This window comes from Lysinibacillus sp. NPDC056959, assembly GCF_042674095.1.
In the GTDB taxonomy this organism is placed as follows: Bacteria; Bacillota; Bacilli; order Bacillales_A; family Planococcaceae; genus Lysinibacillus; species Lysinibacillus zambalensis.
In genome coordinates this window covers 127,393-144,119 of the sequence record NZ_JBHURE010000004.1, presented here as the reverse complement: position 1 = coordinate 144,119, position 16,727 = coordinate 127,393, and the positions used below count along the sequence as shown (strand labels likewise).

General features: G+C 38.7%; 18 protein-coding genes. All 18 read right to left on the bottom strand.

Translation table 11 applies throughout. From position 1 onward, the window contains the following. Nucleotides 1-9: 9 nt before the first annotated feature. The 18 genes from aroH to ACFTQ7_RS06825 all read right to left on the bottom strand — a co-directional run bounded on the left by aroH (nt 10) and on the right by ACFTQ7_RS06825 (nt 16,348). Nucleotides 10-378 (bottom strand): chorismate mutase, encoded by a 369-nt coding sequence (gene aroH / locus ACFTQ7_RS06910; protein WP_386827875.1) that lies wholly within the window; start codon nt 376-378, stop codon nt 10-12. Then, the gene (aroB, locus tag ACFTQ7_RS06905) at nt 375-1,466 is read right to left on the bottom strand and encodes a 3-dehydroquinate synthase (RefSeq protein WP_386827874.1); all 1,092 of its coding nucleotides are present in this window, start codon (nt 1,464-1,466) and stop codon (nt 375-377) included. Before aroB ends, aroH begins: the two co-directional genes overlap by 4 nt. Nucleotides 1,467-1,469: 3 nt before the next feature. Further along, on the bottom strand, nt 1,470-2,651 hold the full coding sequence (aroC, locus tag ACFTQ7_RS06900; protein ID WP_349661192.1) for a chorismate synthase: 1,182 nt from the start codon (nt 2,649-2,651) through the stop codon (nt 1,470-1,472). A 360-nt stretch (nt 2,652-3,011) separates the two neighbouring features. Beyond that, complete coding sequence (locus ACFTQ7_RS06895; RefSeq protein ID WP_386827873.1) at nt 3,012-3,782, bottom strand: CheR family methyltransferase; 771 nt, start codon at nt 3,780-3,782, stop codon at nt 3,012-3,014. 84 nt (nt 3,783-3,866) lie between these two features. Further along, complete coding sequence (locus ACFTQ7_RS06890) at nt 3,867-4,097, bottom strand: hypothetical protein (RefSeq protein WP_386827872.1); 231 nt, start codon at nt 4,095-4,097, stop codon at nt 3,867-3,869. A gap of 227 nt (nt 4,098-4,324) precedes the next feature. Further along, nucleotides 4,325-5,950: a long-chain fatty acid--CoA ligase gene (locus tag ACFTQ7_RS06885; protein WP_386827871.1), complete on the bottom strand. Its 1,626-nt coding sequence runs from the start codon at nt 5,948-5,950 to the stop codon at nt 4,325-4,327. Between the two features lie 161 nt (nt 5,951-6,111). Beyond that, entirely contained in the window at nt 6,112-6,873 is a 762-nt protein-coding gene (locus ACFTQ7_RS06880) for a 3-hydroxyacyl-CoA dehydrogenase (RefSeq protein WP_386827870.1), read from the bottom strand. 15 nt (nt 6,874-6,888) lie between these two features. Further along, complete coding sequence (locus ACFTQ7_RS06875; RefSeq protein WP_386827869.1) at nt 6,889-8,037, bottom strand: thiolase family protein; 1,149 nt, start codon at nt 8,035-8,037, stop codon at nt 6,889-6,891. 364 nt (nt 8,038-8,401) lie between these two features. After that, nucleotides 8,402-8,818, bottom strand: a complete 417-nt coding sequence (gene ndk / locus ACFTQ7_RS06870) for a nucleoside-diphosphate kinase (RefSeq protein WP_376076379.1) — start codon at nt 8,816-8,818, stop codon at nt 8,402-8,404. Between the two features lie 86 nt (nt 8,819-8,904). Continuing rightward, entirely contained in the window at nt 8,905-9,879 is a 975-nt protein-coding gene (hepT, locus tag ACFTQ7_RS06865; protein WP_386827868.1) for a heptaprenyl diphosphate synthase component II, read from the bottom strand. Nucleotides 9,880-9,898: 19 nt separating this feature from the next. Continuing rightward, nucleotides 9,899-10,603 carry a demethylmenaquinone methyltransferase gene (locus ACFTQ7_RS06860; protein WP_349661185.1) on the bottom strand — a complete coding sequence of 235 codons (705 nt, stop codon included), beginning with the start codon at nt 10,601-10,603 and terminating at the stop codon, nt 9,899-9,901. A 15-nt stretch (nt 10,604-10,618) separates the two neighbouring features. Further along, a complete protein-coding gene (locus ACFTQ7_RS06855; protein ID WP_386827867.1) occupies nt 10,619-11,386 on the bottom strand; it encodes a heptaprenyl diphosphate synthase component 1 in 768 nt (255 codons plus the stop codon). 493 nt (nt 11,387-11,879) lie between these two features. Next, nucleotides 11,880-12,098, bottom strand: a complete 219-nt coding sequence (gene mtrB / locus ACFTQ7_RS06850; RefSeq protein ID WP_386827866.1) for a trp RNA-binding attenuation protein MtrB — start codon at nt 12,096-12,098, stop codon at nt 11,880-11,882. Between the two features lie 63 nt (nt 12,099-12,161). After that, nucleotides 12,162-12,731 (bottom strand): GTP cyclohydrolase I FolE, encoded by a 570-nt coding sequence (gene folE / locus ACFTQ7_RS06845; RefSeq protein ID WP_386827865.1) that lies wholly within the window; start codon nt 12,729-12,731, stop codon nt 12,162-12,164. A 561-nt stretch (nt 12,732-13,292) separates the two neighbouring features. Further along, nucleotides 13,293-13,565 (bottom strand): HU family DNA-binding protein, encoded by a 273-nt coding sequence (locus ACFTQ7_RS06840; protein WP_004232618.1) that lies wholly within the window; start codon nt 13,563-13,565, stop codon nt 13,293-13,295. Nucleotides 13,566-13,764: 199 nt separating this feature from the next. After that, entirely contained in the window at nt 13,765-15,243 is a 1,479-nt protein-coding gene (spoIVA, locus tag ACFTQ7_RS06835) for a stage IV sporulation protein A (RefSeq protein ID WP_386827864.1), read from the bottom strand. A gap of 91 nt (nt 15,244-15,334) precedes the next feature. After that, nucleotides 15,335-16,114, bottom strand: coding sequence for a hypothetical protein (locus ACFTQ7_RS06830; RefSeq protein ID WP_386827863.1), 780 nt, complete (start codon nt 16,112-16,114; stop codon nt 15,335-15,337). Nucleotides 16,115-16,135: 21 nt separating this feature from the next. Beyond that, nucleotides 16,136-16,348 (bottom strand): DUF2768 domain-containing protein, encoded by a 213-nt coding sequence (locus ACFTQ7_RS06825; RefSeq protein ID WP_079559903.1) that lies wholly within the window; start codon nt 16,346-16,348, stop codon nt 16,136-16,138. Nucleotides 16,349-16,727: the final 379 nt, after the last annotated feature.

The following is a 16,727-nucleotide window of genomic DNA, read 5'->3' as shown; positions in this document are numbered from 1 at the left end:
CTCCTCTAATTATTTAGCTTGGGCTAAATCTGGTCTTAATTTCACCGCATCATTGAGATACAAGTGTTTTACATCTTTTTGTGCCACTTCTACATTCGCATGTATTAATACACGAATACAAAGTGGCAATGCGTTCGGCACGTCCATTTCATGCGTACACATAACAGGTACATATTGCCATCCGTCCATTAACCGTACAGCACGTGCAGGAAATGCTGACGTAATATCAGGTGTTGTGGAAATTAGTATGGAAGCAATATCATCTACTTCCACATTATTTGCTGTTACTACTTCACGCACTAATCTTGCTGTCTCATCCCATACAAGCTCTGGCCTGTCAGATTCAATTGTAATTGCTCCTCTAAGTCCACGAATCATACAAGCACCTCCGCTAATAGCTGTCGGAATTCGGTGTCTACTTCTCTGCATTCTGCTAAATCAATTGGTTGTACGAAAGGTTTACCAATTTCATCCAATAACACAAATTGTAAAATACCATACTCCGCTTTCTTATCTTTCATTAAATATTCTGTTAACTGGTCAAAAGTATACATTTTCACCGAGTCAAATGGATAGCCATTCTTCACTGCAAAATGCAAAAATGCTGTAGTGAAGTTACGGTCTAATTTCCCATATCTTTCACTTAATAATAAACAATACACGAGCCCAATCATTACAGCCTCGCCATGCGCTACTTTTCCATAACCAGCTGCCGCTTCAATGGCATGACCATAAGTATGACCTAAGTTTAAAAATTTCCTTACGGATTGCTCGGTTTCGTCCTCTGCTACTATTTGCGCTTTTACTTCAATTCCTTTTCTAAGCTGCTTTGCTAATTCTTCTGTGCTGAAATGAATAACTGTCTCTACAGCCATTAATTCCTCTAACCACGCTGCATTCGAAATCATCGCATGCTTGATCACTTCTGCTGTTCCTGAACGTACTTCACGCTCAGGTAAGCTGTCGATAAATATAGTATCGTAAATGACTCCCTCAGGTTGATAAAACGCACCAATCATATTCTTACCTAGTGGATGGTTAATAGCTGTCTTACCGCCTACCGCTGAGTCATGTGCTAAAATCGTTGTTGGAATTTGAACAAACGGCACCCCACGCATATATGTGGCAGCAACAAAGCCAGTTAAATCACCTACAGCACCCCCACCAAATGCAAAAACAAATGATTTACGTGAGCATTTTTGTTCAAGTAAAAACGTTTGTGCTGCAAAGTATTGTTCGAAGGTTTTACATGCCTCACCACTTGGTAAGACAAAGACCTCAAAATGATAAGGGAAATTAGCCTTGAAATAATCTCCTTGCGATGCCCACACATTAGCATCTGTAAAAACAATGAGTTTATCGGCTTTTTGAAGCTGATCATCGAATTCTTTTACTGCTTCTGCCAAAAAATTATGACCAATGACAACCTCATATTGATGTGATTTCGTCGCTACTGGTACTCGCATAAATTAGAACCCCTTTGTAGATCGACGTTGTTCGTCGATTTGAGCTTTTAGTTGAGGTAATTGATCGCTATGGAATTGTTCTACAATCGCATTCGCTATTTCCCAGGCAATAACGTGCTCAGCAACAACTGATGCTGCTGGTACCGCACAGCTATCAGAGCGTTCTACACTAGCTTTAAATGGCTCTTTCGTTTCAATATCAACACTTTGTAACGGTTTATATAATGTAGGAATTGGCTTCATTACACCACGTACAACAATTGGCATTCCAGTAGACATTCCACCTTCTAAGCCGCCAAGTCGATTCGTTGCACGTGTATAACCTTCTTCCTCTGACCAAATAATTTCATCATGGACTTCAGAGCCTTTACGGCGTGCCATTTCAAATCCTATTCCAAATTCAACACCTTTAAATGCATTGATAGATAACATGGCAGCTGCTAATTTCGAATCTAGCTTTCGGTCATAATGAACATAAGAACCGACACCGGCTGGCATTCCTTCTACAATGACTTCAACAACACCACCAATTGAGTCTCCTGCTTTTTTCGCTTCATCGATTGCTGCCACCATTTTTGCGGAAGCCTCTGGATCAACGCAATAGCAAGGATCAGCTTCAACAATGGCACGAATTTCATCTGCTGATTTCCCTTCTACTAAGGAAGTGTCTGCTTTAATACCTATGATTTCTGTTACATGTGCCACAATGGAAATACCTAATTCATTCAAAAGCGCTTTTGCAACAGAACCTACAGCTACACGAACTGTTGTCTCACGCGCTGAAGAACGCTCTAACACATTACGTAAATCACGGTGTCCGTATTTCATGCCTCCTACTAAATCTGCATGTCCTGGACGAGGACGTGAAATTTGACGTTTAATATCTTCAGGATTCACATCTTCTGCTAATGGTTCTGCTCCCATAATTTTTGTCCAGTGCTTCCAGTCATCATTCGTGACTACTAGCGCTACGGGAGAACCAAGTGTTTGTCCATGACGAACACCAGCAACGATATCTACGGTATCCGTTTCGATTTGCATACGGCGACCTCGCCCATGTCCTCCTTGACGACGCTTTAAATCGTGGTTAATTTTTTCTGCTGTAATTGGTAAGAGCGATGGTAAACCTTCAATAATTGTTGTTAATTGGGGGCCATGTGACTCTCCCGCTGTTAAGTAACGCATAAACGCTTTCTCCCTTCAACTCGCTAAAGTATGTATTTTTCACTATAACATATATTCTCTAAAAAAACAGTCCTTTTGCAAATGTCTTACAAGACTCGTTTCAATTGTTTGTAAATTCCGAATTACCCAGCAACTTCATCCATTTTTAAATTAGAATATTCTGAACGATGTACATAGAAAAAATCTCCACTAATTATTAATTTTCACCAACCATGCTTTTATGATAACTAATAAAAAAAATACGCTTTTTGCTTATGGCAAAGCGAAAAGCGTACGATTCATCTATGTCTAAAGCTTTTTAAAAATATGTACATGCTATTTTTACTATCTTCTGTACGAATGCTTTTCTCATATTATTAACTAGGTCCTTCTATAGAAGAATGTATCCTCGACTTCAAACTCATAACGAGATGGGTTAAAAATTTGCTCAGTAGATCCAACAAATAAAACCCCATCCTTGCGCAATGCTTTACTAAAATTCGTATAAATTTGATCCTTCGCTTCTTCAGTAAAATAAATCATCACATTGCGGCAAACAATTAAATCATAATTAGAATCGTAATTGTCATTTAGTAGATTATGCTTCTTAAACGTCACACAACGTTTAATCTCATCCTTGACCCTATAAAAGGAACCTTCTTGCTCGAAACACTTTGCTTTAATATCACTCGGCACTTCTACTAATGAGCGCTCTGGATACACACCTAATTTCGCCTTTTGAATGACATTCTCATCTAAATCAGTAGCAATAATTTGAATTTGAGATAATGGCATTAGCTGAGATAATACCATAACTAAAGAATAAGGTTCTTCACCTGTTGAACAAGCAGCACTCCAAATTTTTAAACGCTTATTAGATTGCAGTAATTTCGGAAATATTTTTTTCTGTAACACTTCCCAACGCTTCCCATTGCGATAAAATTCGGAAACATTGATCGTCATGCGATCTAAAAACTCATTCATTAAATCACGATCTTGTTCAAGTGCCTTTAGAAAGGCCACAAAATTACGATATCCTTTTTTCTCATACAGAGATGTTAATCGTCTTTTCATTTGCGCTTCTTTATATAGCGCTAAATCTATTCCTGTTTTGCGCTTTATACCTTCTATAAACTGTTCATAATCAGACATCCGGTCTTCTTCCCCTCTAGCGTCGTATTTCCATTATAGCGGAAAAGTGCCATTCCTGAAATACTCTTTCACATGTAATCCAAGTTACTTAGTTGAGTTTTGTTTTTCCTCTAATAATAACACTTTGGATTGCTCTAATTCTAGACGTAATTTTTCTGTTTCCATCGTATACGTTTCTAATCGAAGCTTCTCTAACTCCGTTTCTTTCTCAATAGCCTTTAATCTAATTTTTTCCTTTCTTGTATGAGCATCAGTAAAAATCCCTGCTAAACAAATAACTACTCCACCAATAATAGCAACTATTGCAATTGACAATACGTCCACATCCTCTCATTAATAATGATTATACGGTAAAATGGAAAAAATAGTTTCACTTTTCTTTTCATTCTTTCACTATTATAGAAAAAATATTCCATTAGTTGTATCATGTTCTTGGATAACGCATTGTCGAAAGGGATATTATCCCACGCTATGGAAATGTTCTTATATTTTAAATAAAAAAAATGAAGGTAGTCAGTCACCACCTTCAAAATTTTTGCCTCTTAAACCTCTACACGATAATCTTTTAAATCTTCTCGCAATTTTACCTTCATGAACTTTCCTACAGAAGTTTTAGGTATCTCATTTAAAAATACAACATCATCAGGAATCCATGTTTTATGGAATTGCGATTGTAAATCTTCTAATAGCTCTGATTTCGTAATGGAATCTTTAAATTCAGGCTTCGATACAACACACGCTAGAGGTCGTTCTATCCATTTTTCGTGAGGAATAGCTATAACAGCTGCCTCCAACACTTTAGGATTTGACATCAAGGCATTTTCAAGGTCTACCGAAGAAATCCATTCTCCACCACTTTTTATTAAATCTTTCGTACGATCTGTAATTTTAATATAACCATCTACTGTCACTACAGCAATATCACCAGTGTAGAGCCAACCATCTTTAAAGGCTTCATTTGTTCGTTCATCGTTATAATACTCAGCAGCAATCCATGGACCCCTAATTGTCAATTCACCCATTGTTTTGCCGTCCCAAGGTACTTCACCGTTTTCATTGACTACACGTGTTTCAATGAGTGGCACTGTTATTCCCTGCGTAGTACGAACATCCATTTTCTCATCCAAAGAATAATCTTGCATATGCGTTAAATACGTCGATATACTAACAAGTGGCGATGTCTCGGTCATACCGTAGCCCGTCATATAAGGAATTTTAAGCTCCTCTTCAAAACCACGAACTAGACCGTTCGGCGACGCTGAACCACCACAAACAATCAACCGTATTGATGACAAATCACGAGGATTTTTACGTTGCTCCTGTAATAGCCCAAGCCAAATTGTAGGTACTCCTGCAGTCAGCGTTACCTTATATCTTTCAAATAAATCAAGTAATAGCTGTGGTGTAAACATTGGCCCAGGGAGCACCTGTGTAGCACCAAATAATACACCAGCAAACGGAAATCCCCACGCATTCGCATGGAACATTGGTACAACAGGTAATACAACGTCTGTCTCGCTAATAGCTATACTATCAGAAAGTCCTGCTGCCATAGTATGGAGGACAATACTACGATGAGTATACACAACACCCTTTGGCATTCCTGTAGTTGCGCTTGTGTAACACATACCAGCAGGTGTATTTTCATCTAAATCATTTGGGAATTTAAAGTCTTCATTCGCCTCATCGACTAATACCTCATAAGACAGAGCATTTGGTAGCGAGATATTTTCTAGCACAATATCATCTCCCATTACGATAAAGTGCTTGACTGTTTTAAGCTGAGAGACAATTGGTGCAATAAGTGGAACTAAGTTATCATCAATTAGTAATATTTCATCTTCTGCGTGATTAATAACATAAGCAATATGCTCAGGCGCTAATCGAATATTAATCATATGCAATACGGCTCCTGCGCATGGCACTGCAAAATATGCTTCTAAATGACGGTGGTGATTCCAAGCGAAGGTTCCTACCTTCATCCCTCTCTCCATTCCCAGCTTTGTAAGGGCATCTGCTAGTTTACGAGTTCGTTTTACATATTCTTTATAAGTAAACTCGTGAATTGTTGTAGGGCTTGTCCGCGAATATATTTTTTTCGAATGGAAAAATCGTTCTGCTCGATCCAAAAAACTTGTTAATAATAAAGGTGTATCCATCATATGCATAACAACGCTCCCCTTTGTTTATATAATTTTTGAATCGCCCAAGGCTTCTGCTGCTACCAATAATTACTGTCGAAATAAGCTAATTCTTCGCCTCACTATCCGTAGACAAGCACCTTTTCACGAAAGCTACTAGCAGGAATCAATCACCTTTATAATCCCTCTTACCTTGGCTGCAAACGAATCGCGCCGTCCAAGCGGATGACTTCACCATTTAATAAACCATTTTGGATAATACTTTCGACCAGCAACGCATATTCTGTTGGTTTTCCAAGTCGTTTAGGGAAAGGCGTCATTTGAGCAAGTGCTGTTCTTGCTGGCTCTGGCAGCGACGCAAACATTGGTGTTTCTATTAATCCTGGAGCAATCGTCATGACACGTACACCGATTTCAGCAAGCTCTCGAGCAATCGGCAACGTCATTGCTGCCACACCACCCTTTGAGGCACTATATGCTGCTTGTCCTATTTGCCCATCAAACGCCGCCACAGATGCAGTATTAATAATAACACCGCGCTGACCATCCTCGTTTTGCTCATTCAGTTGCATCTTCTCGGCTGCTAGACGAATCACATTAAACGTACCAATTAAATTGACAGAAATCACCTTTTCAAATAAACCTAGTGCATGCACACCACGCTTTGAAAGTACTTTACTTGCATCAGCAATTCCGGCACAATTCACTGTGACATTAATGGAGCCCAATGTTGCTACTGCTTGCTCAAGCCCTGCCGCTACATCAGCTTCTTTTGTCACATCAACGCGTGCATATTGAACATTCTCCCCTAACTCCTCTACTAGTGCATGTCCTCGCTCGTCATTAAGATCAAAAATAACTGCTTTGCCACCGTTAGCAACAATTCTACGGACAGTCGCCTCTCCTAAACCAGATGCTCCCCCTGTTACAACCGCTTTCACTTCATTCATCAAACACAACCCCTTTTACATTTTTTCAATGATAGTAGCGTTCGCCATTCCCATACCTTCACAAATTGCAAGTAAGCCATACTGTAAATTTTCTCGTTCCATTCTGTATAGCATCGTTGTTAACAGTTTTGTGCCCGTCGCTCCTAGTGGATGCCCTAAAGCAATTGCTCCACCATCTGGATTTAACTTATTTGGATCTGCTCCAATTTCACGCAACCAAACAAGTGGTACTGGCGCAAAAGCTTCATTTACTTCATACGTGTCAATTTCCTCGATCGTAAGACCTGAACGTTCTAGCGCTTGTCTAGTAGCCTCAATTGGACCAGTTAGCATTAACGTCGGATCTGAGCCAACTACAACTCTTGTAACAATTTTTGCAAGCGGTCGGATGCCAAGCTCTTCCGCCTTTTCTAAAGACATAATAACTACAGCGGAGGCACCATCACTCATTTGACTTGCATTACCGGCTGTTATCACACCATCTTCTTGGAAAACGGTTTTTAATCCATTTAATTTATCAACTGTCGTTTCTACCCGTGGTCCCTCATCAACAGAAAATGTTTTCACCGTGCCGTCTTCTTCCGTAACTTGGACAGGCAGTATTTCCTTTTTAAAATGGCCTGCCTCAATTGCACCTAATGCTCGTCTATGACTATTGTAAGCAAAGTTATTGAGCTGCTCCCTCGACAAGTTCCATTTTTCCGCTATTTTTTCGGCTGATAACCCTTGATGAATAATTGTATAATTGTCTTGTAATCGTTTACCCGCGTGGGCACCCTTCATGTTAGAACCCATTGACACCCTCGTCATGCTTTCAACTCCACCAGCGATAACAATGTCCATATCGCCTGCTAATATAGCCTGTGCAGCGAAATGAACAGCCTGCTGACTTGAACCACATTGACGATCAATTGTCACACCTGGTACACTCTCTGGAAAACCTGCCATTAATAGGGCCGTACGGGCTATATTTGCTCCCTGTTCAGCAGTTTGCGTCACACAGCCAAAAATAACATCTTCCACCTGACCCTTATTGATCCCCGCTCGTTGTACCACTTCTTGCAGTACATCAGCCGCTAAGTCATCTGCACGAACATTGCTTAATGCCCCTTTACTTCTGCCAACTGCTGTACGAACTGCTGATACAATTACCACTTCTCTCATAAAAAAACCCCTTTGCGCTGTCAATTCTCTCATTTCCTATCATCCAATGTATTTAGATGCTATGAAATATATTCTTGATTATTAAGCTATTCAAAAACTATAATTATCAGAATATTACATCTTTTATTTTACATGACTAAGAAGTATTTAACAATTCTATATGTATTTAGAAAATTTCCACCACTGATTTTATAGGTCTATTTTTTGTTATAGGCTTCTATTTATTAAGTAACCGCACTCCATTTTCAGAGCAATAAAAAAAGCAATCTCAAATTGAATTGAGATTGCTTAATCTATTTGCAAATTCAACTATGCCTTAGCATAATTGTCATCTCACTAAGTCGGAGATAAACGCTGAAAGAAATTAAGCTAAATCTTCACCGAAGAATAAGCCGATTTCACGCTCAGCAGAAGCAAGTGAGTCAGAACCGTGAATGATGTTGTGAGAAACAGTTGTTGCATAGTCACCACGGATTGTACCTGGGTTAGATTCTTCAGGTTTAGTTGCTCCCATCATTGTACGAGCAAGCTTAATTACGTTTTCGCCTTCCCATACCATAGCGAAAACAGGACCAGAAGTGATGAAATCAACTAATTCACCAAAGAATGGACGCTCAGCATGCTCAGCGTAGTGCTTTTCTGCTAATTCTGTAGGAATTACCATTAATTTAGCACCTTTCAATACAAAACCGCGACGTTCAAAACGATCTACGATATCTCCTACTACTTGACGTTCTACGCCATCAGGCTTAACCATTAAAAAAGTTTGTTCGATTGCCATGTTTAAAACACTCCTTAAATTCGTATAACAGGTTTTACACCTACCGATAAATATTAACAAAAAATCGGGCTTTGTACAACAAAAAGCTAGAATTTACGCTTACCCATAAATAAAGCGACATCTCGTAGTTTTTTCTTGACGGGATGTTTTGGTAATGCATCTATTTCCTGTAATGCCTTTTTCAAATATTTATCACTCATTTTATTAGCTTGCTCAATCGCTTCGGATTTACGCACATAGCGTAACATATTTTGACGTTCTACCTCTGTCAAAGTACCTGCAAATACTTTTGCCAAATAAGGTTGCATTCCAGGATCATCTTTTAACAGTAGAATCGGTAATGTAATATTCCCCTGCAATAAATCACTACCGGCTGGCTTCCCTAATTCTTTATCTGTTGCCATTATATCTAAAACATCATCGATAATTTGGAAGCTCATGCCTACAAAATAGCCGAAGCGTTTCAAATGTCTCACTGTTTTGGGATCGACACCTGCTGCTACTGCACCAAGTTCACAACTAGAAGAAATTAGTAATGCCGTCTTGCGTTTGATTCGTCTAAAATAATCCTTTAAGCCTTGATCTAATCTAAATTTATCTTCGATTTGAATGACTTCACCGTTACAAATTTCCACCATCGTACGTGCTAAAATTTGATGAACTAATGGGTCTTCAAGCTTTGTAATATATTCAAGTGCACGCGCAAAAATAAAATCGCCCGTGTACATTGCAACTCTATTATTCCATTGTGATTTGACAGTCGGGCGTCCTCTTCGCATATTGGAATCATCAATTACATCATCATGCACAAGTGATGCCATATGAATAAGCTCTACTGGCACGGCTACATCCTTCATCTTTTCGATATTATAGTCGCCAAATTTCGCGCCAAGCAACACAAAAATTGGTCGTATCCGTTTACCACCAGCTTGCAATAAATGGAGAGAAGCATCATTGATCAAACCTGAAGAAGAGTTCACTGCTCTTTCTAATTCTTTTTCAATGATTTCGATATCTGATTTCAAATCGGAATAGAGTAGTTTTAACTTCATCTTTTCCACTTGTGAAAACCTTCCCCCATTAACGTACCTTTTTAAAGCCCATATGCATTGCCGCAGCACCGCCACTGTATGCTTTGTACGTTACTTTTTCTAAACCTGCCTGTTCAAACATTGCCGCTAACTTCTTCATACCTGGGAAATCATTTGCTGATTCCTGTAACCAAGAATATTCTTTATAGCTTTTCGCAAATATTTTACCAAATACCGGCATTATATATTTAAAATAAAAACGGAATAATTGTCGATAGCCGGGAATTTCAGATTGAGATGTTTCTAAACAAACAACCATTCCTCCAGGTTTTACAACACGATTCATTTCCTTTAAAACTTGTAAATAATCTGGTACATTGCGAAGCCCAAAACCAATTGTTACATAATCAAATGTATCATCTGGGAAAGGTAATTCCATAGCATTTCCATGTATTAGTTCAATTTGTGGGTATGGCTTTACTTTTTGCTCACCAGCCTTCAGCATGTTTTTACTGAAGTCTACCCCTTTTACTTCTCCGCTTTCACCAACTGCCTCAGCTAATGCAATTGTCCAATCTGCCGTACCACAGCAAACATCCAGTGCTTTCGCTCCAGGTTTTACTGCCATACGCTTCATCGTATCATTGCGCCAGCCCACATGCATCTGGAAGCTAATAACACCATTCATTTTGTCATAGCTTTGCGAAATACTTTCAAATACTTCGTGCACGTGCTCTTCTTTCGTTTTAGCCATTTCAAAAAACCTCTCTTATCCATTAGTAGAAGCAATGGATGCCTCTACATGCGCTTGTAGAGCTTGTTTTACATCACCTTGTAAAAATGATGCCTCTTCTATCACCTGTAACAGCTCTGTTTTTAATTGCACAATTCTATCCTGTATAACGTTGCCATAGGTCACTCCAGCATATCTCGCACTTTCTTCAAGAACCCTACTCATTACCGTTACTTGTCCACGTTGATAAGTCGCCCATTCTCTTTCTAAACGCAAGATTAATAAGCTCTTTTCCACAATTGGAATATAGTTACCAAACGAATAGAGCTCAAAAAATTTTGAGATTAATCCCGATTCAATGTTAGTTATTGAGGCATACCATTGTTCAAGTGTTCGTTTTTCTGCCTCATATACTTTAATTTGGTGTTCACAACGTTGCACAATTCCTTGCGACAAATTTCTAATCAATGCGACATTTCCCGACTTCGCTAAAATCTCATAATAACGACCACTATAAAAGTCCCCAGCTAAAACGGTTAGCTGCTGCTCTTTTGATGTGGCATTTAATTCTTTAATATGATCGTGCGCCGCTAAAGCTGCGTACACAATCCCAACCGTGATTGCAGCTTCTCTTTCCTCTTGTTGCCACTCTTCACCATTCAAAAAGGGAACTAACAAGTAAAATAATTGATTTTCATCGAGCACAGGCACTCCTGTGTATTTTTGCAAAGTTCTATGACGAACATCCATGAAAATCTCTGTTTTTAATTGTGCAATTGAATTTTGAATGTATGTTGCATTCATAGACCTTACTCCATTTCACTTTCAAATACGTTAGCCACTTCATGGATCTAACGCTTGCTTACTGAGTCATTATAGCACACGCGACGATTCGGAATAAAAATTTTTTGCTTTATTCAACATGACAGGCAGTAGAGCTTCCCCAATCAAACATACCTCGGCATAATCGATTCCAGAATCGGCTTTGTGCTTAGTCCTGCACGAGGTCCAACACGATGTCGATCATTTCAGTAATACCACAGGTCAGTTAGCCGTTATCACATGAATACGATGATCTTAGGGCTAACAACCTTTATTGAACCATTCCGATTCCATGACATCCGAAAGCTCTAACGTTTCTGTACCTGCCGTTGCACTGATGCTTACGCTACATAAAGACAATTGCTGAAAGAAGTTAAAAACAGTTTTACACATTTAGTCGATTTATATGTGCATCACTAATTTGCGATCAACACAAATCCATTTTTAAAGCACTTCTGCATGTCATTGTTCTTCATTACTTTTTCGCTTCGCTATTTATAACACCATGAGCTGTATGAATCTGTGCTTTCCCACGAATTTTCACTGCAGATGTATGTTCAGTAAATTGAGCAATCATAACTTCGCCTGCATCTAATTTCTCAGAATGATGGAACTTTGTATCTGTACCTCGAGTTAAACCGATTACATGCACGCCATCTTCTTCTGCTTGAATAACAATATAATCTTGTGACATTGTCTTTACACTCCTTAAATCCGACAAATTCTTAGTCCATCATAACATAATTAGACATGCATATTAAGACATTTGAATAAATGATAAAACTTCTCTACGTTTTATTTCATCTTCTTCGTAAATACCACGTGCAACCGATGTCACAGTTTTAGATCCAGGCTTCTTAAGCCCTCGCATCGTCATGCACATATGCTCTGCCTCAACCACTACATAAACACCTTTCGGAGAGAGCATTTCCATAATTGTCTCTGCCACTGAAGAGGTAATACGTTCTTGTAATTGCGGACGACGAGCAATAGTTTCTACTGCGCGTCCTAATTTACTTAATCCAGCAACAATGCCATCGTTTGGTATGTATGCGACATGCGCTTTTCCGTAAAAAGGCACTAGATGATGCTCACACATCGAATAAAACGGAATGTCCTTTACAAGTACTAATTCCTCATGGTCTTCATGAAACACTGTTTTAAAATAATCTTTTGCGTCTTCATGTAAGCCACTAAACATTTCTGCATACATTTTTGCTACACGTTTTGGTGTATCGAGTAAACCTTCACGATTTACATCTTCGCCTACCGCCTCTAATATCATTTTTACTGCTTCTTCTATTTTCAATAAATCAACATTCGACATCCGTAAAAACCCTCCTGCGTATCAATACATTACACATTTCCTTATGCATCGTAGCATATCCAAAAGGTAAGCGCAAAATGACTTACTTGATTCAAAAGAAATTCAACACGATATAATCAAAATCGCTACTTCACACTTACTAATTAGTAGTATATTTTGTAAATTTCAGCTCATCACAATGACGTCAGATTGACCATTCCGACAGGGCGCTTCTTTCTCGAGGGGTCGTGCTGACAGTTTTTTTCTGCGAAAGGTCATGACAAATATGATGATTTTTGCATTCGCCCCCCTACTCGCTTGCGTTCCAGTGACAGTGATCCTCTAAGGAGATGCCCTATCTCCACCCCAACTTACTAAATATATCTACACGTTTCAAAAAATAGATCTCGACTTTCATCGATAGACCTAAATTGTGCATAGGAAATCTATATTGCTTACACTGACGTTTATGTGATCTTTCTATGTACAGTTATCTATGCAACACTCGCTGAAATAAGTTAAAAAGAGCAGCCTCCATGTTCGTATACATGAAGACTGCTCTATGTAACTACTAGACGTGTATTATTTTACAGCATCTTTAAGCGCTTTACCTGGTTTGAAAGCAGGTACTTTGCTAGCAGCGATTTCGATTTCTTTACCAGTTTGTGGGTTACGACCTTTACGAGCCGCACGTTCACGTACTTCAAAGTTACCAAAACCAATTAATTGTACTTTGTCACCCTTTGCAAGAGCATCTTGAATTGTATCAAATACAGCTTCAACTGCTTTAGAAGCGTCTTTTTTAGAAAGACCTGCAGCTTCAGCAACAGAGTTTACTAATTCTGTTTTATTCACACCATTCACCTCCTCTCAAAGGGTCATGAACCAATTCTGTAAAAAGATTAACACATAGAAAACCGCTACGCAACTGTATTCATTCATGATTATAACCAAAAAATTAGTTTTTCACCCAAAAAACAAAAATAACAGGACTTTTCGCATAAGAACGAAAAGCCCTGTAGTATTTTTTTGCGCTTTATTTTTCTTTTTATCACTACAAAATAAATGTAACTAATCCTCTATCGCCTTCGTTCACCATACGTTCAATTGTTTGTCGCATCCGTTTTTTAGCTGTATTTGGAACTGCATCCATTTTATAGCGTATCCCTTCTTTTAACACTTCATGTAACGGAGTTCCAAAAAGCTGCGTGTTCCATAAAGCATCACGATCATGTAAATAAGCATGATTTAAATCCTTAAGCAATTGTTGACTATGGAATTCTGAGCCTATTAGTGGCGCGAATTCTGATTCCATATCTACACGAATGATATGATATGACGGTGCTTTCGCCTTCATACGGACACCAAAAAAATTATTTTGTTTAATGAGTTCTGGTGCTGTCGGCTCAAACTCCTGCATCATTGGCAATGTAACACCATAACCAGTCGAATCTGCTTGACTAATAGCAGTTTTAAAGCGTTTTTGTGCCTCTTTTGCTTCTGCCGCCTCTTTAATAAAGACTAGCCAATCACGCTTCGTCTCAATTGGTTCATCTAGCCATTCATTACAAACCGACTTATATAGCTCGCCTTGTAATGATACTCGAATGACCGCAGTTCCAATACCAGCATCCACATGTACCACTTCACTTTGATCAATAAAATCAATGGCTTTAAAGGCATCTGACGCCTGCTGCACATCTCTAATTTTCATAATAGATGACAGCACTTCTTCCATCGAATCAATTAGTGCAACATTTAATGGGTGTGTTGCATCTAAAACATCTAACCAATCTGGCTTTTCCACCTCAATTGTTCGAATTGGAAATTCAAATAATGCTTCTTGCAAAATATACTGAATATCAGATGCGCGCATTTGATCAATCGAAATAGCAATTACTGGAACATTATAGCGCTCAAATAGCTCATTTCGAAGCTGCACCGTTTCCTCCCGAGCTGGCATTTGGCAATTTAATACAATAACAAAAGGTTTTCCAATATCCATTAATTGCTCTACAATTTCCTCTTCAGCCTTCTCCGCCGCACGACGACTTATACCATTGACCGTGCCATCTGTTGTTACAACAATGCCAATATTGGCATGGTCACGAATTACTTTATCTGTGCCTATTTTCGCCGCTTCCTGGAAAGGGATAGGCTCTGTATGCCAAGGTGTATGCACAAATTTTGGACCATTTTCATCCTCATAGCCCTTTGTACCGTCAATGACATAACCAACGCAATCTGCTAAACGAATTTGGAATGTCATTTCATCTTCACCGACCGCAATACGTGTTGCTTGGGCAGGCACAAACTTCGGCTCAGCAGTCATTATGACTGGCCCCGGCGAGCTTTGTGGCAACTCGTCTTGTGCACGCATTCTTTCTGTTTCATCCATAATATTTGGTAACACGACCGATTCCATAACCTTTTTTACAAATGTTGATTTACCTACACGTACTGGACCGACAACACCAATATAAACATCGCCATTTGTGCGCTCTGCAATTTCTCTAAATACTGCTTCACTCAAGGTTTCTGCCTCCTTTATCTACGCTTTTTCACTATATGCGATCGGTTAGATAAATATGAAAAGCCCCTCACAAATGTAAGGAGCTTATTGACTAATCTTTTTTATTTTTGGATTCATACTCTTGAATTAATTTTTCTCTAGCTTTTTTTGCGTCACTATTATAGGCGTCCATAAAATAAATCGGCTCACCTTTTTCATCTACTGTATATGGTAATGAATAAGCTGGCACTACTGGATATTTATCGATAAGTAGCTGACGAATATCATCTCCAGGTTTTACATCATGCTTTTCTTCTTTTAGTAGTTGCCCTAAATCTACTGAATAGTCGACATGCATTTCGCCATCGCCTGTCATAAATATTGGTAATTCAGCACCAGAATAAGGGCTCTTCACAGTTACATCTGTTTTATAGCCCAATTTTTCAAAGTTAATTTGAAATACATTATCAGAAGATACACCCTTTATCGGTAAATATTCACTTGAAAGTTTACGAATATTAATTTCACGAATTCGCTCTGCGGCATTTAAATCTACCAATTTTACTTTAGCTTCATTTTCAGGTTCCCAAATAATATACTGGAAAATCCCACCCTTTTCATAGGCGTTCCCAGGAATTTGCGCAAGATATTTAGGCATTAGTTTTTCAAAATCAATTAAATATTTTATATATATATCTGTATCTAGCTCGCTATTTTTAATTGGAACTAGTCCACCAGTTGCTTCACGATATTCATCAACCGCACGCTGAACCGCAGCTAAATTATCAGCATCCGGCACTACTTTTGCCCTTTTCTCGTCTTCTGGATATGCACAACCTACTAGAAGTACAGCGGTTACAATTACCAAAAGAAAAGCACTTAGTTTTTTCATGTCACTTCCACCTCATCATTTTTATGCTGGCCATGTGGCTACAATTAGAACCATTAAAAATGTGCCAAGTCCAAACAGTATGTATGCAATTAAATTTACGATTGTACGTAAAAAAACGTTCGAAATCTTATTACGACCGAGATAAATTAAACCAATAGATATTATCAAAAAGCCAATACAATAAAACGATACCCACATTACATCAAGCGCAGGTAAATGTGCTAACGGACCCATTTAAAACAACCACCTTTCTACAACGTCACGAAACAATCAAAATATATTATACTATGTGCTTTCGCTAAAAAGAAATAGTTGTCCAATAACTATCAATCAATTATGCCTCGGCAAAATTGCGTCCGGAATCAGCTTTGGGCCAACATGATGTTGGTCACTCAGTCATTGCCACAGGACGTGGCGTTCTTAGACTGGGTTCCTTTATTTCAGCGGATGTTTGGACACCCGCTGAAAAGTAGCTTAAAACCGCATCATACCACCGTCTATAGAGGTAGAAGACTTTTGCTAGAAGTTAAATGGACATCCTGTATAAAATAATTAATTAACAGCACACAATAAGGCGTCTCAGATATTCTCTGAGACACCTTATTTATGTCCA